General features: G+C 71.2%; 18 protein-coding genes. All 18 read right to left on the bottom strand.

The window, feature by feature from the left end:
- Positions 1–80: 80 nt before the first annotated feature.
- The 18 genes from der to argC all read right to left on the bottom strand — a co-directional run bounded on the left by der (position 81) and on the right by argC (position 18,689).
- Complete coding sequence (der, locus tag NS283_RS00240) at positions 81–1,604, bottom strand: ribosome biogenesis GTPase Der (protein WP_058594874.1); 1,524 nt, start codon at positions 1,602–1,604, stop codon at positions 81–83.
- Positions 1,594–2,331 (bottom strand): (d)CMP kinase, encoded by a 738-nt coding sequence (gene cmk / locus NS283_RS00245; protein WP_058594875.1) that lies wholly within the window; start codon positions 2,329–2,331, stop codon positions 1,594–1,596. The genes der and cmk overlap by 11 nt, the downstream gene beginning before the upstream one ends.
- On the bottom strand, positions 2,324–3,457 hold the full coding sequence (locus NS283_RS00250) for a prephenate dehydrogenase (RefSeq protein ID WP_058594876.1): 1,134 nt from the start codon (positions 3,455–3,457) through the stop codon (positions 2,324–2,326). The genes cmk and NS283_RS00250 overlap by 8 nt, the downstream gene beginning before the upstream one ends.
- Positions 3,458–3,509: 52 nt before the next feature.
- A complete protein-coding gene (locus tag NS283_RS00255; protein WP_058594877.1) occupies positions 3,510–4,313 on the bottom strand; it encodes a pseudouridine synthase in 804 nt (267 codons plus the stop codon).
- Positions 4,310–4,915 (bottom strand): SMC-Scp complex subunit ScpB, encoded by a 606-nt coding sequence (gene scpB, locus NS283_RS00260; RefSeq protein ID WP_058594878.1) that lies wholly within the window; start codon positions 4,913–4,915, stop codon positions 4,310–4,312. The genes NS283_RS00255 and scpB overlap by 4 nt, the downstream gene beginning before the upstream one ends.
- On the bottom strand, positions 4,905–5,819 hold the full coding sequence (locus NS283_RS00265; protein WP_058594879.1) for a segregation and condensation protein A: 915 nt from the start codon (positions 5,817–5,819) through the stop codon (positions 4,905–4,907). Before NS283_RS00265 ends, scpB begins: the two co-directional genes overlap by 11 nt.
- Complete coding sequence (locus NS283_RS00270) at positions 5,803–6,705, bottom strand: ParA family protein (protein WP_058594880.1); 903 nt, start codon at positions 6,703–6,705, stop codon at positions 5,803–5,805. The genes NS283_RS00265 and NS283_RS00270 overlap by 17 nt, the downstream gene beginning before the upstream one ends.
- A gap of 203 nt (positions 6,706–6,908) precedes the next feature.
- Positions 6,909–7,703, bottom strand: coding sequence for a DUF4184 family protein (locus NS283_RS00275; RefSeq protein WP_058594881.1), 795 nt, complete (start codon positions 7,701–7,703; stop codon positions 6,909–6,911).
- A gap of 1 nt (position 7,704) precedes the next feature.
- Positions 7,705–9,018 carry a tyrosine--tRNA ligase gene (tyrS, locus tag NS283_RS00280; protein ID WP_058594882.1) on the bottom strand — a complete coding sequence of 438 codons (1,314 nt, stop codon included), beginning with the start codon at positions 9,016–9,018 and terminating at the stop codon, positions 7,705–7,707.
- A gap of 96 nt (positions 9,019–9,114) precedes the next feature.
- Positions 9,115–9,990: a hypothetical protein gene (locus tag NS283_RS00285; RefSeq protein WP_058594883.1), complete on the bottom strand. Its 876-nt coding sequence runs from the start codon at positions 9,988–9,990 to the stop codon at positions 9,115–9,117.
- A complete protein-coding gene (locus NS283_RS00290) occupies positions 9,987–10,634 on the bottom strand; it encodes a SatD family protein (RefSeq protein ID WP_058594884.1) in 648 nt (215 codons plus the stop codon). The genes NS283_RS00285 and NS283_RS00290 overlap by 4 nt, the downstream gene beginning before the upstream one ends.
- A 50-nt stretch (positions 10,635–10,684) precedes the next feature.
- On the bottom strand, positions 10,685–12,115 hold the full coding sequence (gene argH, locus NS283_RS00295) for an argininosuccinate lyase (RefSeq protein WP_058594885.1): 1,431 nt from the start codon (positions 12,113–12,115) through the stop codon (positions 10,685–10,687).
- Positions 12,116–12,352: 237 nt separating this feature from the next.
- Positions 12,353–13,474, bottom strand: coding sequence for a heparan-alpha-glucosaminide N-acetyltransferase domain-containing protein (locus NS283_RS00300; RefSeq protein WP_081317173.1), 1,122 nt, complete (start codon positions 13,472–13,474; stop codon positions 12,353–12,355).
- Positions 13,453–14,376 carry an ornithine carbamoyltransferase gene (gene argF / locus NS283_RS00305; RefSeq protein ID WP_058594886.1) on the bottom strand — a complete coding sequence of 308 codons (924 nt, stop codon included), beginning with the start codon at positions 14,374–14,376 and terminating at the stop codon, positions 13,453–13,455. The genes NS283_RS00300 and argF overlap by 22 nt, the downstream gene beginning before the upstream one ends.
- Positions 14,373–15,590 carry an acetylornithine transaminase gene (locus tag NS283_RS00310; RefSeq protein ID WP_058594887.1) on the bottom strand — a complete coding sequence of 406 codons (1,218 nt, stop codon included), beginning with the start codon at positions 15,588–15,590 and terminating at the stop codon, positions 14,373–14,375. The genes argF and NS283_RS00310 overlap by 4 nt, the downstream gene beginning before the upstream one ends.
- Positions 15,587–16,489, bottom strand: coding sequence for an acetylglutamate kinase (gene argB / locus NS283_RS00315; RefSeq protein ID WP_058594888.1), 903 nt, complete (start codon positions 16,487–16,489; stop codon positions 15,587–15,589). The genes NS283_RS00310 and argB overlap by 4 nt, the downstream gene beginning before the upstream one ends.
- Positions 16,486–17,643, bottom strand: a complete 1,158-nt coding sequence (gene argJ / locus NS283_RS00320; protein ID WP_058594889.1) for a bifunctional glutamate N-acetyltransferase/amino-acid acetyltransferase ArgJ — start codon at positions 17,641–17,643, stop codon at positions 16,486–16,488. Before argJ ends, argB begins: the two co-directional genes overlap by 4 nt.
- A complete protein-coding gene (argC, locus tag NS283_RS00325) occupies positions 17,640–18,689 on the bottom strand; it encodes an N-acetyl-gamma-glutamyl-phosphate reductase (RefSeq protein WP_058594890.1) in 1,050 nt (349 codons plus the stop codon). Before argC ends, argJ begins: the two co-directional genes overlap by 4 nt.
- Positions 18,690–19,021 lie beyond the last annotated feature (332 nt).

The raw sequence follows: 19,021 nt of genomic DNA on the forward strand, positions 1-19,021 counted from the left end.
AGGAAACGCGTGATTGTTTCGCGAACAACGACGAAACGCCCCGGCCACCACGACGGTGACCGGGGCGCTCTCGAGGCGACTCAGCGCTGGCGCTTCTCGCGGATACGCATGTTCAGCACGATCGGCGTGCCCTCGAAGCCGTAGATCTCGCGCAGGCGCCGCTGGATGAACCGGCGGTAGCCCGGGTCGAGGAACCCGGTCGTGAAGAGCACGAATGTCGGCGGACGCGTCGCCGCCTGCGTGCCAAACAGGATGCGGGGCTGCTTGCCACCGCGCAGGGGGTGCGGGTGCTCGGCGACGAGCTCCGACAGGAACGCGTTGAACTTGCCGGTGGGGATGCGGGTGTCCCACGACTCCAGCGCCGTCTCGAGGGCAGGCACCAGCTTGTCGAGGTGACGGCCGGTGCGGGCCGAGATGTTCACGCGCGGAGCCCACGCGACGTGCGCCAGGTCTTGCTCGATCTCGCGCTCGAGGTAGCGACGACGGTCCTGGTTCTCCATGTCGTCGTCGTTCAGACGGTCCCACTTGTTGAACGCCAGCACGAGCGCGCGCCCGGACTCGAGCACGAGGTCGATGATGTTGAGGTCTTGCACGCTGATCGGCTGCGACACGTCGAGCACGACGACGGCGACCTCGGACTTCTCCAGCGCCGTCGAGGTGCGCAGCGACGCGTAGAAGTCGGCGCCCTGCGACAGGTGCACGCGGCGACGGATGCCGGCGGTGTCCACCAGCGTCCAGAGCTTGCCGCCGAGCTCGACGACTTCGTCCACGGGGTCACGCGTGGTGCCCGCGAGCTCGTTCACGACGACGCGTTCCTCGCCAGCGGCCTTGTTGAGCAGCGACGACTTGCCGACGTTGGGGCGACCGAGGATCGCGACGCGGCGCGGCCCGCCGATCTCGTACTTCGCGACGGCCGAGACGTCGGGAAGCACCTTCATGAGCTCGTCGAGCAGGTCGGCAACACCGCGACCGTGGATCGCCGACACGGGGTGCGGCTCGCCGAGACCCAGGTTCCACAGGGCCGTGGCCTCGGGCTCCTGGCGGGCGTCGTCGACCTTGTTGGCGATGAGGAAGACGGGCTTCTTGCTCTTGCGCAGCAGCTTCACGACGTGCTCGTCGGTCGAGGTCGCCCCCACCGTGGCGTCCACGACGAAGAGCACGACGTCGGCGAGGTCGATCGCGACCTCGGCCTGCGCGGCGACCGAACGGTCGATGCCCTTCGCGTCGGGCTCCCACCCGCCGGTGTCGACCAGCGAGAAGCGGCGGTCGAGCCACTCGGCCTTGTACGTGACGCGGTCGCGCGTAACCCCGGGGGTGTCCTCGACCACGGCCTCGCGGCGCCCGAGGATGCGGTTCACCAGCGCCGACTTGCCGACGTTGGGGCGACCGACGATCGCGACCACCGGCAGCGCCGGCAGGAACTCGATCGCTCCCTCGCCCGAGGCGAGACCGGCGAGGAGCGCCGCGTCGTCCTCGTCGAGGTCGAAGTCCTCGAGGCCCGCGCGCAGCGCCTCGGCCCGCTGTTCGGCGAGGACCTCGTCCAGCTCGGCCATCTTCTCGGCGAGCTGGTCGGGCCCGCCTTCGTACTCGTCTTCAACGCCCATCGCGGGCTCCCATCGTGGAGTCGACGACGCTCAGCACGGCATCGACGGTCTGTTCGAAATCGAGGTGGGTCGAGTCGACGACCTCGACGCCTTCAGCGGCGGTGAGGAAGTCGACGACCGTGGAGTCGGCCGCGTCGCGCTTGTGCAGCGCGGCAGCGACGGCTGCGGCATCCTGTGTCGTCAGTTCTGCGCTGCGCCGCGCGGCGCGCACCTCGGGCGCCGCGGTCAGAAGGATCCGCACCGGCGCATCGGGGAACACGACGGTCGTGATGTCACGTCCCTCGACCACGACGCCCGGAAGAGCAGCGGATGCCACGAGCCGACGAAACAGCTCGGTCACCGCGTGCCGCACGGGGGCGACGCGCGCGACCCCGCTCACGGCGTCGGTGACCCGGGGCTCGCGGATCGCGGCGGTCACGTCGACGGGGCCGACGCGCACCCAGCGGTCGGCCGTGTCGAGCGAGATCGCGTAGTCGAAATCGCCGAAGACTTCGAGCACCGCGGTGGCGTCGGACGTGTCGACGCCGTGCTCGAGAGCGTGCCACGCGAGGGCGCGGTAAGCGGCGCCGGTGTCGAGGAAGCCGTAGCCGAGGCGCGTGGCGGCAGCCTTCGACACGCTCGACTTTCCGCTGCCGGCGGGGCCGTCGATCGCGACGACGACGGGTTCGCTGGCCGACGAGCCCTCGACGGGGGCGCCGAGAGCGGGCTTGAGGAGGGGTTCAGTCATGGGTGGTGCTCGCAATCCGCCAACCGCGCTGCTGGAGCCCGTCGACCGCCCGGCGGACCGCGTCGGGGACGACGCTGATCTCGGCGAGGCCGAACGGGGCTCCGGGCGAGTGCTCGAGGCGTAGGTCTTCGACGTTGACGTCGAGGTCGCCGAGTTCGCCGAAGAGGCGACCCAGCTGGCCGGAGGTGTCGTCGACCATGACGACGAAAGTATCGAAACGGCGGTTCTGGCCGTGCTTGCCGGGCAGGCGCTCCACACCCTCGTTACCGCGGCGGATCGTGTCGGCGATCGCGCGCCGCGCGCCGGGCACGTCGGGGTCGCGCAGCGCCTCGGCGACCTCGGACAGGTCGGCGGCGAGCTGGTCGAGCACCTCGACCACGGGGGCAGCGTTCGCGCCGAGGATCTGCACCCACAGTTCGGGAGCGGATGCCGCGATGCGCGTCGTGTCGCGCACGCCCTGGCCCGCGAGGCGCAGGGATCCGTCGGGCGCCTCGACGAAACGACCGGCGAGGAGGCTCGCGACCAGCTGGGGCACGTGCGACATGAGCGCGACGGACTCGTCGTGCTCCTCGGGCGTCATCTCGATGAGCGTCGCGCCGAGGTCGAGCGCGAGCCCCTCGACGAGCGACAGGTCGTGCGCGGAGGTCTCGGCATCCCGGCACACGACCCACGGACGACCGATGAAGATGTCGGCCCGGGCAGAGATCGCTCCCCCGCGCTCGCGTCCGGCCATGGGGTGCGAGCCGATGTAGTGCGTGAGGTCGACGCCGCGCTCGCGCAGGGTGCGCAGCGGTTCGAGCTTGACGCTCGCGACGTCGGTGACGACGGCATCCGGGAACGCCTCCAGCTCACGCTGCACGACATCGGCGATCACGTCGGGCGGCGTGGCGACCACGATCAGCGACGGCCGGTCGTCGGGGCGCTCGGCGCGGCCCGCGCCGTAGTCGATCGCGAGGCGTAGCTGCGAGGGAGAGGCGTCGACGAGCACGACGTCGACCCCGCGCGCGGTGAGCGCGTGGCCGATGCTCGCCCCCAGCAGGCCCGAGCCGACGACGCGGACGGTTCCGCTCGTGCGGGTCGCCAAAGGACCGGCCGCGCGCGCGGACGTTCCGTTCGGTTCGCTCATCGGGTCTCCTGCCCTGGGCGGCGCCCCTCGCACCGCGAGACGCCCCGGAGGCTCACTCCGCGGGAGTGTCGCCGTCCCGACGGGACAGCGTGAGCAGGGCGCCGCGTTCTACTGTAGTCAACTCGCGCGCCTTGCCCACCGGGAGTGTTCCCAGGTGCAGGGGCCCGAACTGCCGACGCACCAGCTCGACGACGGGGTGGCCGACCTCGGCCATCATCCGCCGGACGATGCGGTTCTTGCCCGAGTGCAGCGTCAGCTCCACGAGGCTCTCGCCGCGCGACGCGTCGAGCAGGCGCGCCTTGTCGGCCGCGATCCGTCCGTCCTCGAGCTCGACGCCTTTGATCAGTCGCTGGATCGTCTGGGGCAGCACCTGCCCCTCGACCTTCGCGATGTACACCTTCGTCACGCCGAACGAGGGGTGTGCGAGCACGTGGGCGAGGTCGCCGTCGTTGGTCAGGACGAGAAGGCCCGAGGTGTGGGCATCCAGTCGTCCGACGTTGAACAGGCGCTCGTCCCAGTCCTTCGTGTAGCGACGCAGATCAGGGCGCCCGCGGTCGTCGCTCATCGAGCTGACGACGCCCGTCGGCTTGTTCAGGATGACGTAGCGCTTCGATGCGTCGAGCTGAATCGCCGTGCCGTCGACGTCGACGAGGTCGACCTCTGGATCGATGCGCGAGCCGAGCTCCGTCACGACCACGCCGTTCACGCGCACGCGGCCCGCGACGATCATCTCCTCCGAGACGCGGCGCGAGGCCACGCCCGCGTTCGCGAGCACCTTCTGCAGGCGGACACCCTCTTCGCCCCCGCTCGCCGAGCGCGAGCCCCCGGTCGCTGAGCCTGTCGAAGCGTCACTCATCTCAAAACCTCTCCGTCGAATCCGTCAGCGCCGTCGTCGAGCAACGGCGAGATGTGGGGCAGCTCATCGAGCGAGTTGATGCCCAGATTGACCAGCAGCTGGTCGGTCGTCCCATAGTGGATCGCCCCCGTGTCGGGGTCGGTGAACACCTCGGTGATGAGTCCGCGGGCGAGCAGCGTCCGGACGACCGAGTCCACGTTGACGGCACGGATGGATGCCACCTGCCCGCGCGTCACGGGCTGCTTGTACGCGATGACGGCCAGGGTCTCGAGCGCCGCCTGCGACAGCCGCGAGGGCGCCTGGGTGTTCACGAACTCGCCCACGACGTCGTCATACTCCTCGCGGACGTACAACCGCCATCCGCCGCCGACCTCGCGCAGCTCGAAGCCGCGGACCGGCCCACCGGTCTCGCCGTTGTAGTCCGCGGCGAGCGCCTCGACGGCCTGGCGCACGGCCGGCACGGGCGCGCCGACCGCGGCGGCGAGGCTCACGAGGCTCTGCGGCTCGTCGACGACGAGCAGGATCGCCTCCAGACGACGGGCGACGGATGCCGGATCGCTCGGCCGCGGAGCCGGGATCGGGGCCTGCGGGTCAGCGGTCATAGTCGGCTCCCAGGGCGGCGAGGTTCTCTTCCGACCACCTCTCGGCGGTCCAGCGCAGGGTCAGCTCCCCGAGCGGCTCGAGCTGCTCGAACGACAGCGCCGCGTGGCGATACAGCTCGAGGATCGAGAGGAACCGCGCGACGACGACGCCGGTCTCGGTGACGCCGGCGACGAGGTCGCGGAAGTTCAGGGTCCCCGCCGAACGGAGCAGCGTCACGACGATCGCGGCCTGCTCGCGGATGCTCACGAGCGGCGCGTGCAGGTGGTCGAGCCCGACGGTGGGGATCTGCTTGGGCGCCATCGCGACGACGGCGAGGGCAGCGAAGTCGTCGAGGCTCAGCGTCCACACGAGCTCCGGCACGGCTGCGCGGTACTTCTCGTCGAGCCGCACGTCGCGGGTGTGCCGGCGATCCTCGCGCTGCAGGCACCGCGCGAACCACGCCGATACCTCTTTGAACGCCCGGTACTGGAGGAGTCGGGCGAACAGCAGGTCGCGCGCTTCGAGCAGCGCCACGGACTCGGCATCCACGAGTTCGCCCTGCGGCAGCAGCCCGACGATCTTCATGTCGAGCAGGGTCGCGGCGACAACGAGGAACTCGGATGCCTCGTCGAGATCCTGCTCGGGACCGAGGTCGCGGAGGTAAGCGATGAACTCGTCGGTCACGCGGCTGAGTGCGACCTCGGTGATGTCGAGCTCGGCGCGCGAGATGAGGGTCAAGAGCAGGTCGAACGGTCCGTCGAAGACGGGGAGGGTGACGCGGAAGCCGGCGGCGTCGGTCCCTTCGACGGGCTCCGGGACCTCGGTCGCGGGATCACCAGTCTCGCGCGAGAGGTGGCTGAGCTCGTCGAAGCCACCGGGGGCGGATGCCGCCGCGACGGGGGTGTCGTCAGGCGACGGCGCCACGCGCGACCAGCTCCCGCGCCAACCGCAGGTAGGCCTGGGCGGCGGCGTGCTCGGGCGCGAACTCCGTGATCGGCATGCCCGAGACCGAGGCATCCGGGAACTTCACCGTGCGACCGATGACCGTCTCGAGGACGTCGTCGCCGAACGCCTCGACGACACGCTCGAGCACCTCGCGCGAGTGCAGCGTGCGGGGGTCGTACATCGTCGCCAGCACGCCGTCGAGCTGGATCGCCGGGTTCAGGCGGTCGCGCACCTTGTCGATGGTCTCGACCAGCAGGGCGACACCGCGGAGGGCGAAGAACTCGCACTCGAGCGGGATGAGCACGCCGTGCGCGGCGGTGAGCGCGTTCACGGTGAGCAGGCCCAGCGAGGGCTGGCAGTCGATGAGGATGACGTCGTAGTCGGCCGCGACCTTGCGCAGCACGCGCGCGAGGATCGTCTCGCGGGCGACCTCGTTGACGAGGTGCACCTCGGCGGCCGACAGGTCGATGTTGGCCGGCAGCACGTCGAGGCCCTCGACTCGCGTCTGCACGATGACCTCGCGCGGGTCGCGCTTGGTGTCGAGCAGCAGGTCGTAGATCGTCGGCACGTCATGGGTCTGGATGCCGAGACCCGCCGACAGCGCTCCCTGGGGGTCGAAGTCGATCGCGAGCACGCGGCGGCCGTAGCCGGCGAGCGAGGCGGCGAGGTTGATGGTCGTCGTCGTCTTGCCGACGCCGCCCTTCTGGTTGCACAGCGCGATGATGCGCGCGGGACCGTGGCTGTCGAGAGCCGGCGGGGTGGGAAACCCCTGGTAGGGACGACCGGTGGGGCCGAGGATGACCTCGTCTGCCCCCGTCTTGCTGCCCTTCGTGCTCGCCGACACCGAGTCTCCCGCCTTCGTCATAACGTCGTCGAGTCTAGCCGCCGCCCGCCGCCCCGCCCGGCGTGACCCGCGGGCAGGAGCCGGGCTCCAGGCTCCAGGCTCCGCGAGACGGCAACGCGCTGACATCCCCACTGCAGGCTGCAGTGGACTTGTCAGCCGCGTGCAGTCTCGCCCATCCCGCGCCGTGAGCCGCGCACCCCGGGCCGCGCACCGCGCGCCGCGGGTCAGCCGCGTGCCGTCCGCGCGAGCCGCGCACGCCGCGCCTGCACGAGAACGGCGAGCAGCACGGTCGCGATACCCCACACGGCGGCGACCTTCACGAGCACGCCGTAGATCAGGTGGGTCGGGGTGTACTCCGCGCCGAACCCTCCCTCGACCGCGAGCGCCACGAGGCTCGCCCCGACCAGCGCGACCGGAAGCGAGAGCCACCACGCCGCGCGGACGGCATCCGGAACCACACGCCGCACGGGCACCGCCGCGCGCTTCGACAGCCACCACAACCCGAAGACCGCCAGCCCGGCCAGCCCGAACGCCCCCGAGCCGTACTGCAGCCACTTCACGCCCAGGAGCGGCCCCCACTGCTGCTCGAGCGCGGGGAACAGGGCGTCGCCCGCTCGCCCCTCGTGCGTGAAGAAGTCCCACGCGACGTGCGTGACCGCCCCGAGCGCGAGCGAGACGACGAGCCACAGGATGCCGCTGACTCCCCCGCCGACGGTCTCGCGCGCGGCCGCGGGGGCACCGGCATCCCATCCCTCGGGCAGGCGCTCGGCGACGCGCCGCGGCAGCAGTTCCCGCGTCGCGGGACGCAGCACGCACCGCCACACCAGGAGCAGCGCGAACGCCATGACGACCGTCACCGGCAGCCACGCGAGATCGTGGGTCACCGAGTACGGGGGCACGATTCCGCGCAGGAACAGCGGAAGGTCGGGGGTCATCGCGCCGATCGCGATCGCCGCCGGCACCAGCGGTGTCCGCACGAAGGGCAGGGCGACGACCGCGTGGCTGACGGTGAACGGCATGTCAGCTGAGGAAGAGTCCCGCGAGCGTCTTCTTTCCGCGGCGCAGCACCGAGACGCCACCCGGCAGGGTGCCCTCGACGAGCGCCTCGTCGCCGGTGACCTTCTCGCCGTCGAGCGTCACTCCGCCCTGGGCGATCGCGCGGCGCGCGTCGCTGAGGCTCGACGACAGGCCCGTCGCGGTGAGCGCCTCGACGACGGTGGATCCCGCGGCGACGGTGGCGTGCGGCAGCTCCTCGAGCGCGGTGCGGAGCACGGCGGCATCCAGCGCGGTCACGTCGCCCTGGCCGAACAACGCCTCGGTCGCGGCGATGACAGCCTCGGTCGCCTCCGGGCCGTGCACGGTCGTGACGACCTCGCGCGCGAGGCGCTTCTGCGCCGCGCGGCGGAACGGCTCGGCCTCGACGAGCGCCTCGTACTCCTCGATCTCGGCGCGCGTGAGGAACGTGAACACCTTGAGGCGCTCGATCACGTCGCGGTCGTCGGTGTTGAGCCAGAACTGGTACATCGCCCACGGGCTGCACATGTCGGCATCCAGCCAGATGGCGTTGCCCTCGCTCTTGCCGAACTTCGTGCCGTCGCTGTTGGTGATGAGCGGGGTGCCGATCGCGTGGACCGACGCGCCCTCGACCTTGCGGACCAGGTCGGTGCCGCTGGTGAGGTTGCCCCACTGGTCGCTGCCGCCGGTCTGCAGCACGCAGCCGTACTGGCGGTACAGCTCGAGGTAGTCGAGTCCCTGCAGGATCTGGTAGCTGAACTCGGTGTAGCTGATGCCCGCCTCGGAGTTCAGGCGCGCGCTGACGGCGTCTTTCTTCAGCATCGTGCCGACGCGGAAGTGCTTGCCGATCTCGCGCAGGAAGTCGATCGCGCTGAGCGGTGCCGTCCAGTCGAGGTTGTTGACCATGCGGGCCGCACTGTCGCCCTCGAAGCTCAAGAAGCGCTCGACCTGGGCGCGCAGACGCGACACCCACTCGGCCACGGTCTCGCGCGTGTTGAGCGTGCGCTCGGCCGTCGGACGGGGGTCGCCGACCAGGCCGGTCGAGCCGCCGACGAGCCCGAGCGGGCGGTGCCCGGCGAGCTGCAGACGACGCATGGTGAGCAGCTGCACGAGGTTGCCCAGGTGCAGGCTCGGCGCGGTCGGGTCGAAGCCGCAGTAGAAGACGATCGGGTCCCCGCCGAGGAGCTCGCGCAGCTCGGTCTCGTCGGTCGACACGTGGATGAGTCCGCGATAGACCAGCTCGTCCCAGACGTTGTCGAAAGTCGGGTCGTTGGCGGGCTGGAGGGCGCTCACGGGCGCCGCGTCGATCGGTGCAGACACCCGTTCAGGCTACCAGCGGGGGTATCGGACCCCGGATGCCAGGGCTCGGGGCGCGGCGTCCATCACGGCGGCTCGCCCTCGCGGTGGCGGAGGTCGTCAACCGGCGTTGACACCCCACCACACGAGGAACGCGGCTGCGAGGGCGCTCACCCAGCTGACCAGGCTGCCGATGAGGAAGTACTCGGCGCGGTTGCCGCTCCTCCCGTCGGCCGAGATCTCGGGGAAGCGGACGATGCCCTTCGCGGCGAACACCGCGGCGATCAGGGTGTACGCGCCGGCGAGGGTCAGCACGAAGACGAGGATGCGCTCGAGGGGGCCGATGAGGCGACCACCCTTGAGCACGGGGCTGGGCGTGGAGACCGGGTCACCGGGCTCGGTCGGGGCGGGAAGCGCGTCGCTTCGGGCGCGGCGGGGCCGGTCGGCGGCGCGGAGCGCGTCTGCCGGGGGATCGTCCGCTCGGCGGGGCGCGTTCGCGGCGCCGTCGGCGACCGACGGCGACCCCGCGGCGTCCGACGGAGGGGTCTGCACGGCTTCGCGCTCCCCCATCTCGGAGCGCAGCGCGATGCGCACCACGGCATTGCCCGACTCGAGCAAGAAGACGAGGCAGCCGATCACGAGCAGGATGACGTCGACCGACACCGTGTCGGTCGGTCGATAGGTGGCCCAGAGCTCCCCGAGGGGACCCGGGCGCGGGCGACCACGGGCGATCACGACGCACGCCGCCGCCGTCAGCCCGAGCAGGGCGACGGGCCACAACCCCGCGCGAGCGGGACCGCGTTCGGGCATGACCCACGTCCAAATGGCGGCGACCGCGACGGCGAGGAGCCCCGCGATCACGGCATCCAGCCCCGCCGACACCACCACCAGTGCGACCGCCGCGAGCGTGAACGCGAGCCAACGCCGCGTGCGGACCATCTGGCGCAACAGGTCGACCGCACCGACGGCGAGCAGGAGGAGTCCCGCCGCGATCACGAGCGCACCCCCGACGACAAAGCCGCGAACCCCTCGACGATCGCGGCGGAACCCGCCGCACTGAGGGTCTGCGACACCGCCGATTGGGTGATGCCCTCGCTCTCGGCGAGCCGGCGCTGCGACCGGCCGAGGCAGCGGCCGTACGTGAGCCGCCGCGCCCGCTCGCTCATGCCCGAGACGAGCTGATCGCGACTGAGGGCGTACGCGTTGGCGAGGGCGAGGGCGTCGGCCATGGAGGCATCCTCCCCCTCGCCGAGCTCGATCCACGTGCGCGCGAGCGGCGCGGCGCGCTGTTGTAGATGCTCAACGTGTTCGATCGCGGCGCGCGCCGCCCACCATGCGGGCCCCTCGGGGATCGTGCGATCGTCGAGCGCGATGGGCCGCACCTCCCCGATACCGATCCCGAAGCGGCAGTCGACCTCGTCGGGCAGGGCGAGCCGGAACAGCAGGAGCCAGCTCATCGCGGCGGGCAGCGTGGAGAACTCCCCCTGCAGTTCGTCGCCGACGACCGCCGAGAGCGGAACCGCGGCCACGGCAAGGTCTCGCTGCACGCGGTCGACGGTCTCGGCGAGGCGCTTCTGGGCGGCGGCGCGGTCGGCGAGCTGTCGAGAAGCGACGATGTCGGCGATGACGGCGATGGTCATGCCATAAGCCTATCGCTTATCAAACTGATTTGATAAGCAAATTACTGATATCAGCCGATCAGCGTGCGCGCGGCCGACTGAGCCCGCGACACCAACTCCTCGCGCTGCTCGCGCACCCGCTCGGGGGCCGTGCCGCCGACACCGGTTCGGCTCGAGACCGACCCCTCGATGGTCAGCACCTCGCGCACCGCCGGCGTGAGCGACGGAGAGACGGATGCCAACAGGGCGTCGTCGGCGTCTTCGAGACCGATCTCGCGCTCCTCGCACGCGCGCACCAGTGCGCCCGAGATCTCGTGCGCGTCGCGGAACGCCACGCCCTGACGGACGAGCCACTCGGCCACGTCGGTGGCGAGCGAGAAGCCCTGCGGGGCGAGCTCGGCCATGCGGTCGGTGTGGAAGCGGAGCGTCGCGATCATGCCCGAGAATGCCGGCAGCACGAGCTCGAGCGTGCGCACCGAGTCGAAGACCGGCTCTTTGTCTTCCTGCAGGTCGCGGTTGTACGCCAGCGGCAGACCCTTCAGCGTGGCGAGCAGACCCGAGAGGTTGCCGATCAGACGGCCGGCCTTGCCGCGCGCGAGCTCGGCGATGTCGGGGTTCTTCTTCTGCGGCATGATGCTCGAGCCCGTGGAGTAGGAGTCGTCGAGCGTGACGAAGCCGAACTCGCGGGTGTTCCAGAGGATCACGTCTTCGGCCAGACGCGAGAGGTCGACGCCGATCATCGCGGTGATGAACGCGAACTCGGCCACGACGTCGCGCGAGGCGGTGCCGTCGAGCGAGTTCTCGGCCGGGCGCGCGAGTCCCAATCGGTCGGCGACAAGCTGCGGGTCGAGGCCCAGGGTCGCTCCGGCGAGCGCTCCCCCGCCGTAGGGCGAGACCGAGGCCCGCACCGACCAGTCGCGCAGGCGCTCGATGCCGCGCGTGAACGCCCAGCCGTAGGCCTGCAGGTGGTGCGCGAGGAGGACGGGCTGCGCGTGCTGGAGGTGCGTGCGCCCGGGCATGATGGCTCCGGCGTTCGCCTCGGCCTGGGCGACGAGCGCGTCGATCAGGCGCAGGACCTCGCGGGTCAGGGTGCGCGCGTGGTCGAGCAGATAGAGACGCACGAGCGTCGCGATCTGGTCGTTGCGGCTGCGGCCGGCGCGCAGCTTGCCGCCGAGCGCGGGCCCCACGGTCTCGATGAGCACGCGCTCGAGAGCGCCGTGGACGTCTTCGTCGCCGGGAGCGGCGACCAGCGTGCCGTCCTTCACGCGCGCGGCGAGTTCGTCGAGTCCCGCGTGCATGGCCGCGGCCTCGGCCGCGTCGAGGTATCCGGCGGCCTCCAGGGCCGCGGCGTGCGCGTGCGAGCCGGCGATGTCGTAGAGGGCGAGGTCCCAGTCGAAGTGCGTCGAACGGCTGAGTGCCGCCAGCTCGGGAGAGGGTCCGCCCGAGAAACGGGCGCCCCAGAGGGCTCCCTCGTTCGTCGCCTGCCCGGTCTCGCTGCTCATGCCCCCAGCCTACCGAGGGCGGCCGACAGCGCCGTCGCCGTGACGAGGGCCGGCCCGCTTCGCGTGCCGAACTCCGGAACAACCAGCGGTTGCCGCCGCCTCGGAGCCGGAAAACCGGCCGAACCACCAAATTCTCCGGAGTTCGGCACCGCCACCGCCACCGGCCACCGGCCACCGGCACGCCCCGCGCCTCCTCGACACCCGACAGCACCGACCCAGCCCAGCGAGGCCCGACTCTCAGCGCTCGCTCGGCACCGCGGCATCCCGTCCCACGACGAGACGCACGATCGCGTCGACGAGCGCCTCGAGCGGTCCTCGGCCGACGGTCAGCACCCACACGGTGCACCCGACGATCAGACCGAGGGTCAACGGCCCGAAGAGCTCCAGTGCCCGGATCCCCCACAGATCCGAGGTGTCGCCGAGCACGGCCAGAGCGACGACGGCCCACACCAGCAACTGCACGACGTAAGCGGTCAGCGGCATCGAGCCGACGGCGCGGAGCGGGATCGCGACCCAGCGCAGCGGCGTGCGGCACAGCAGCAGGCACAGGCCGATCGCCGCGATCGCGAAGCCGCCCGAGCCGATCACCTCGCCGAGCCCCGCGGAGTGGTCCTCCGCGGTCAGCACCGTCGAGAGATAGGCGTTCCCCGCCACGAGGGGCGCCGTCGCGAGGGCGAGCCCGTATCCCGCCAGCGTGAGCGCGGAGCCCGCGAGCACGATCAGCGCCTGCTCGGGCAGCAGCCGGAGATCGAGGCGCCCGAGGCCCATCCCGGCGAGCAGGAAGGCGATCCACACGGGGCAGGGGTAGTGCCACCCGAGAGCGGCAGCCAGCTCGTCACCCCCGCGACCCGACCAGATCGGCGCGGCGTCGAGCACCGGCTGGATCCACGGCATGACGAGCGCCAGCGCTCCCGCGGTGAGGAAGAGCGCCCGAGGGCGCATTCCGAGGAACGGCAGTGACAGCACGAACAGCAGGGCGTACGCGGGCAGGATCACGTAGACCGGCACGCCGGTCATCACGAGCAGGATGCCGATGACCCACAGCAGCGCGCCCCGCATCGCCAGCCGCGCCGAGGCGCGCGTGCGGCGATAGCCCTCGACCGGTTTCGTCCCGCCGGTGACGAGCGAGATCGACACGCCCGCGAGGACCGCGAACAGGATCGAGGAGCGCCCGTTGACGATGTCGAGCCACGACGAGGGGTCTCCGGCGACGAAGTCCTCAGTGTCGAGCAGATGCGCGGCCAGCATGCCCACGACCGCGAGGCCCCGGGCGAGGTCGACGCCGGCCAGCCGGCCCGGCCCGTCGAAGCGGGTCCAGAGCCGGCGTGGCCGGGACGTCAGTTCTGGCGCAGAAGCCACACCAACAGCGCCTTCTGGGCGTGGAGCCGGTTCTCGGCCTCGTCCCACACGACGCTCTGGGGGCCGTCGATGACCTCGGCGTCGACCTCGTAACCGCGGTCGGCGGGAAGGCAGTGGATGAAGATCGCCTCGTCGTCGGCGAGGGCCATGAGCTCGCTCGTGACCTTGAATCCGCCCAGGTCGCGGATGCGTGCGAGCTTCTCCTCTTCCTTGCCCATCGACACCCACGTGTCGGTGACGATGACGTCGGCCCCGGATGCCGCGGCCTCGGGGTCGTCGCTGAGGGTGATCGACCCGCCGGTCTCGGCGGCGATCCGCTCGGCATCCGCGATCACGTCGGCGCGCGGCGCGTAGTCCGCGGGAGCCGCGACGCGGACGTGCATGCCGGCGGTGACGCCCGCGAGCACGTACGAGTGGGCCATGTTGCTCTGCCCGTCGCCGAAGAACGACAGCGTCAGCCCCTTCAGCTCGCCCTTGTGCTCGCGGATCGTGAGCAGGTCGGCGAGGAGCTGGCAGGGGTGGAAGTCGTCGCTGAGGGCGTTGACGACCGGAACGCGCGTCCCGCGCGCCATCTCTTCGAGCCCCGACTGCGCGTAGGTGCGCCACACGATCGCGGCGACCTGACGCTCCAGCACCCGGGCCGTGTCGGAGGGCGTCTCCTTGCCGCCGAGCTGGCTGTTCGCGGTCGAGATGATCAGCGGCGACCCGCCGAGGTCGGCGATGCCGACGGCGAACGAGACGCGGGTGCGGGTCGAGGACTTGTCGAAGATCACCGCGACGGTCTGCGGGCCCGCGAGCGGCTTCTGCGCCCAGCGGTCCTTCTTCAGCTCGATCGCGAGGTCGAGGATCTCGGCCTGTTCGGCTGGGGTCAGGTCGTCGTCGCGCAGCAGGTGGCGGGTCACGCGGAGGCTCCTTCGAGGATCAGGGCATCGGACACGGTGGAGAGCGCGGCCGCGAACAGCTCGAGGAACTGCGCGATCTCGGCATCCCCGATCGTGAGGGGCGGCGCGATGCGGATGGTGTCGTCGTTGGCGGCGTTCACGACCAGCCCGTGCTGCTGGGCTGCGGCGACCACGGCCTTGGCGACGGGGCTCGTGAGGCCGATGCCGAGCAGCAGGCCCCGGCCGCGGACGCCCGCGACGAGCGGCGAGCCGAGCGCGGCGATACCGTCGCGGATCTCTCCCTCGCGGCGGGCGGCGTTCTCGACGAGACCGGATGCCTCGATCTCCTGCAGCACCGCTCCCCCGACCGCGGTGCCCAGGGCGTTGCCGCCGAAGGTCGAGCCGTGCGTGCCGGGGAAGAACAGGTCGCTGGCCGCACCGAACGTGATGAGCGCCCCGATCGGGAAACCGCCGCCGATGCCTTTCGCGACGGTGATCGCGTCGGGCACGATGCCGGCGTGCTGGAACCCGAACCAGGCGCCGGTGCGCCCGGCACCGGTCTGGATCTCGTCGATGATCAGCAGCGCGCCGTGGCGCGCGGTGATCTCGCGCGCGGCCTGCAGGTACCCCTCGGGGAGCTCGACGACGCCGGCTTCGCCCTGGATCGGCTCGACCAGCAGGGCGGCGACGCGCTCGTCGACCGCGGCCTCGAGGGCCTCGATCGTGGCGTCGATGTGCTCGACGCCGGGGACCATCGGGAGGAAGTCGGCCTGCAGCGCGGGCTTGCCGGTGAGGGCGAGCGAGCCCATCGTGCGGCCGTGGAAACCGCCCTTGAGTGTCAGGATGCGCGTGCGGTCGGTGCCGCGGCCGTGCAGGCGCGCAAGCTTGAATGCCGCCTCGTTGGCCTCGGCCCCGGAGTTGCCGAAGTACACGCGGCCCGACTCCCCCGTGCCGGCGAGCCGCTTCAGGCGCGCGGCCATCGCGAGCTGCGGCGGCGTGGCGAAGTAGTTCGAGACGTGCGCGAGGGTCGACGCCTGCGCGGTGATCGCCTCGACGAACACCGGGTGCGCGTGACCGAGGGCGTTGACCGCGATACCGGCGAGGAAGTCGAGGTACTTCGTCCCGTCGGCGTCCCAGAGGTAGGCGCCCTCGCCGCGCACGAACATCGCCATGCGGTCGCCGAAGCTCCGGACGAGGTCGCGTCCGGCGTCTTCCTGCCAGGTTGCCGTGGTCATGCGACCACCTCCGTTCCGATTCCCTTGCTGGTGAACAGTTCGACGAGCACCGAGTGCGGCACGCGCCCGTCGATGATGGCCGCGGTGGGCACTCCCCCGTCGACGGCGTCGAGGCACGCCTGCATCTTCGGGATCATGCCCGACTCGAGCTTCGGCACCATCGCGCGCAGCTCCGTCGAGGTGAGGTGCGACACGAGCGAGTCGCGGTTCGGCCAGTCGGCGTAGAGCCCGGGCACATCGGTGAGGACGACGAGCTTCTTCGCGTTCAACGCGACCGCGAGCGCCGCGGCCGCGGCATCCGCGTTCACGTTCAGCGAGTTGCCGGGGTGGTCGAGATCGGGCGCGATGCTCGAGACGATCGGCACGCGGCCCGCGGCCAGGTGGTCGAGCACGGGCTGCGGGTCGACCGTGACGACGTCGCCGACGCGGCCCAGGTCGTGCTCGACCCCGTCCACGACCACGCCGCGGCGACGACCGCCGAACAGGCCGGCGTCCTCTCCGCTGAGACCGGTCGCGAGAGGTCCGTGCGCGTTGACCTTCGCCACGAGCTGCGGGTTGATCTGCCCGGTGAGCACCATCCGCACGACGCCGATGGCCTCGGTCGAGGTCACGCGGTAACCGCCGCGGAACTCGCTCGGGATCTCGAGACGGTTCAGCATCGACGAGATCTGCGGGCCACCACCGTGCACGACGACGGGCTTGACGCCCACGTAGCGCAGGTACGCGATGTCGGCGGCGAAGGCGTCCTGCAGCTCGTCGCTCACCATCGCGTTGCCGCCGTACTTCACCACCACGACCTGGTCGCGGTACTTGCGCACCCACGGCAGCGATTCGACGAGCGTGACCGCCCGATCGCTGGCTTCGGCGGGATCGGTGTCTTGGAGGTCGACGTGGGTCATGAGGAGTAGGCGCTGTTCTCGTGGACGTAATCGTGCGTGAGGTCGTTGGTGCGGATCGTGGCCGCGGCCTCGCCGACACGCAGGTCGACGACGAGGTCGGTCGCGCGGGGTGTCAGGTCGACGTCCTCACGCGGACGGTCCGGACCACCGGCGGTGCACACGCGCACGCCGTTCATCCAGACGTCGACGTCGTACGGGTCGAAGGCGGCGTCGGTCGTCCCGATCGCGGCGAGCACCCGACCCCAGTTCGGGTCGTTGCCGAAGATCGCGGCCTTGAAGAGGTTGTTCCGGGCGATCGAGCGACCCACCACGACGGCGTCGTCCTCGCTCGCGGCGTTCACGACCCGGATGGTGATGTCATGGCTGGCGCCCTCGGCGTCGCCCTGCAGCTGTGCCGCGAGATCGTCGCACACCGCGGTGAGCGCCTCGGCGAACTCCTCGGCGGGAACCCGGATGCCACTGGCCCCGCTCGCCATCAGGGTGACCTGGTCGTTGGTCGACATGCAGCCGTCCGAGTCGAGCCGATCGAAGCTGACGCGCGTCGCCGCACGAAGCGCCGTGTCGGCTTCGGCTGCGTCGAGGACCGCGTCGGTCGTGATGACGACGAGCATGGTCGCCAAGCCCGGCGCCAGCATCCCAGCGCCCTTCGCCATCGCGCCGATCGACCATCCCGCGCCCACGTGCACGGCCCGCTTGGGCTTCGAGTCGGTGGTCATGATCGCGAGCGACGCGTCCTCGCCACCCTCGGGCGACAGTGTCGCTATCCCCTGGTCGACTCCCGCGAGCACCTTCGCGCGGAAGACCTCGTCGCCCGTGCCGATGAGGCCGGTCGAGCACACGAGCACATCGCCCGCGCCGACACCGAGCAGCTCGGCCGCGCGCTCGGCGGTCTGGTGCGTGGTCTGGAAGCCGAACGACCCGGTGAAGCAGTTCGCCCCGCCCGAGTTGAGCACGATGGCCTCGACGACGCCGTCCTTCACCACCTGCTCGGACCACAGGATGGGGTTCGCCTTCGCCCGGTTCGAGGTGAAGACGGCGGCGCCCACCTTGAGGGGGCCGCGGTTGACCACGACGGCGACGTCGCGCGCGTGCGTCGATTTCAGGCCGACGGCGACTCCGGCCGCCTCGAATCCGGCGGGGACGGTCACGCTCACGGGGCGACTCCGTTCAGGGGAAGGGCGGTGGTCTCGGCGAGACCCAGGGCGATGTTCATGGACTGGACGGCGGCTCCGGCCGTGCCCTTGACGAGATTGTCGACCGCGGCGACCGAGATCACGCGGTTCGCCGCACGATCGATCGCGAGACCGATCGAGGCGACGTTGGCGCCGAGCACGTCGGCCGTCCGCGGGAAGACGCCGGCGGGGAGGAGCTCGACGAAGGGCTCGTCGGCGTACGCCTCCTCCCAGGCCGTGCGGATCTCGGCATCCGTCGCCCCCTCCCGGATCGGCGCCGAAGAGGTCGCGAGGATGCCCCGCGCCATCGGCACGAGCACGGGGGTGAACGAGATCCGGATGCCGTCGGCCGGCGCCCCGGCCGCCGCCAGCGCCTGCCGGATCTCGGGGATGTGCCGGTGCGTCCCGCCCACCGCATAGGGGTTGGCGGTGCCGAGGATCTCGCTCGCGAGGAGGTTCGTCTTCGCGGCCTTGCCCGCTCCGCTCGGCCCGACGGCGAGGACCGAGACGATGTCGCCCGGGTCGATGACACCCGCGGCGACGCCCGGCGCGAGCGAGAGCGCCACGGTGGACGCGTTGCAGCCCGGGGCCGCGATACGCGTCACGCCGCGCAGGTTGTCGCGCTGCTTACCGCCCGCGACGGGCAGCTCCGGCACGCCGTACGCCCAGGGCTCGGCGTGCGTGCCGCCGTAGAACGCGGCCCAATCGTCCGACGAGGTGAGGCGGTGGTCGGCCCCCGCGTCGATCACGAGCGGGGTGTCGGCGAGGGCGTCGGTGTACTGCGCGGACTGGCCGTGCGGAAGCGCGAGGAAGACGACGTCGTGGCCCGCGAGGATCTCGGGGGTCGTCGCCTGCAGCTCGAGGTGCGCGAGCGACCGGAGGTGGGGCTGGTGGGCGAGAAGCGGCTGACCCGCGCTGGAGTGCGCGGTGACGGTGCGGATCTCGACATCGGGATGATCGGCGAGGAGGCGGAGGATCTCGCCGCCCGCATAGCCGGAAGCGCCGGAGACGGCGACCGAGAGGGTCATGTATCTACCTTAGGAGTCGGGGCGGGTGCTGAAATTCAGCGCGTACCGGGGCGGCGACGCCCGCAAGCCCGACAACCGGCGGGCTACGAGGTCGCCGAAACTCGGCGTGCGACCCGACGTCGGCGCAGCGCAGCGGTGCTCACGGAGAGCTCCGAGCTGAACGCGGCGATCGACGACATCTGGCGAGGGTATCGGCCCGGTCGGGGCCAGGGCAAATCACGTCCGGACGCGTGTCTGCGCGGGCTCGGCTGGGAGAACGGCATGCAATCCCCCTCTTGTCCCCCATTTGGGGGACAAGAGGGGGATATGCTGTGAGTCCTGCCCTCATCGCT

Source organism: Microbacterium testaceum (assembly GCF_001476285.1).
GTDB lineage: Bacteria > Actinomycetota > Actinomycetes > Actinomycetales > Microbacteriaceae > Microbacterium > Microbacterium testaceum_B.

Coding starts and splice junctions, on each gene's coding strand:
- NS283_RS00310 (WP_058594887.1), bottom strand. CDS start 15,590: ATGACCACGGCAACCTGGCAGGAAGACGCCGGACGCGACCTCGTCCGG.
- cmk (WP_058594875.1), bottom strand. CDS start 2,331: ATGACTGAACCCCTCCTCAAGCCCGCTCTCGGCGCCCCCGTCGAGGGC.
- argC (WP_058594890.1), bottom strand. CDS start 18,689: ATGACCCTCTCGGTCGCCGTCTCCGGCGCTTCCGGCTATGCGGGCGGC.
- NS283_RS00275 (WP_058594881.1), bottom strand. CDS start 7,703: ATGCCGTTCACCGTCAGCCACGCGGTCGTCGCCCTGCCCTTCGTGCGG.
- scpB (WP_058594878.1), bottom strand. CDS start 4,915: ATGACCGCTGACCCGCAGGCCCCGATCCCGGCTCCGCGGCCGAGCGAT.
- NS283_RS00270 (WP_058594880.1), bottom strand. CDS start 6,705: ATGACGAAGGCGGGAGACTCGGTGTCGGCGAGCACGAAGGGCAGCAAG.
- argB (WP_058594888.1), bottom strand. CDS start 16,489: ATGACCCACGTCGACCTCCAAGACACCGATCCCGCCGAAGCCAGCGAT.
- der (WP_058594874.1), bottom strand. CDS start 1,604: ATGGGCGTTGAAGACGAGTACGAAGGCGGGCCCGACCAGCTCGCCGAG.
- NS283_RS00255 (WP_058594877.1), bottom strand. CDS start 4,313: ATGAGTGACGCTTCGACAGGCTCAGCGACCGGGGGCTCGCGCTCGGCG.
- NS283_RS00250 (WP_058594876.1), bottom strand. CDS start 3,457: ATGAGCGAACCGAACGGAACGTCCGCGCGCGCGGCCGGTCCTTTGGCG.
- argH (WP_058594885.1), bottom strand. CDS start 12,115: ATGAGCAGCGAGACCGGGCAGGCGACGAACGAGGGAGCCCTCTGGGGC.
- NS283_RS00290 (WP_058594884.1), bottom strand. CDS start 10,634: ATGACCATCGCCGTCATCGCCGACATCGTCGCTTCTCGACAGCTCGCC.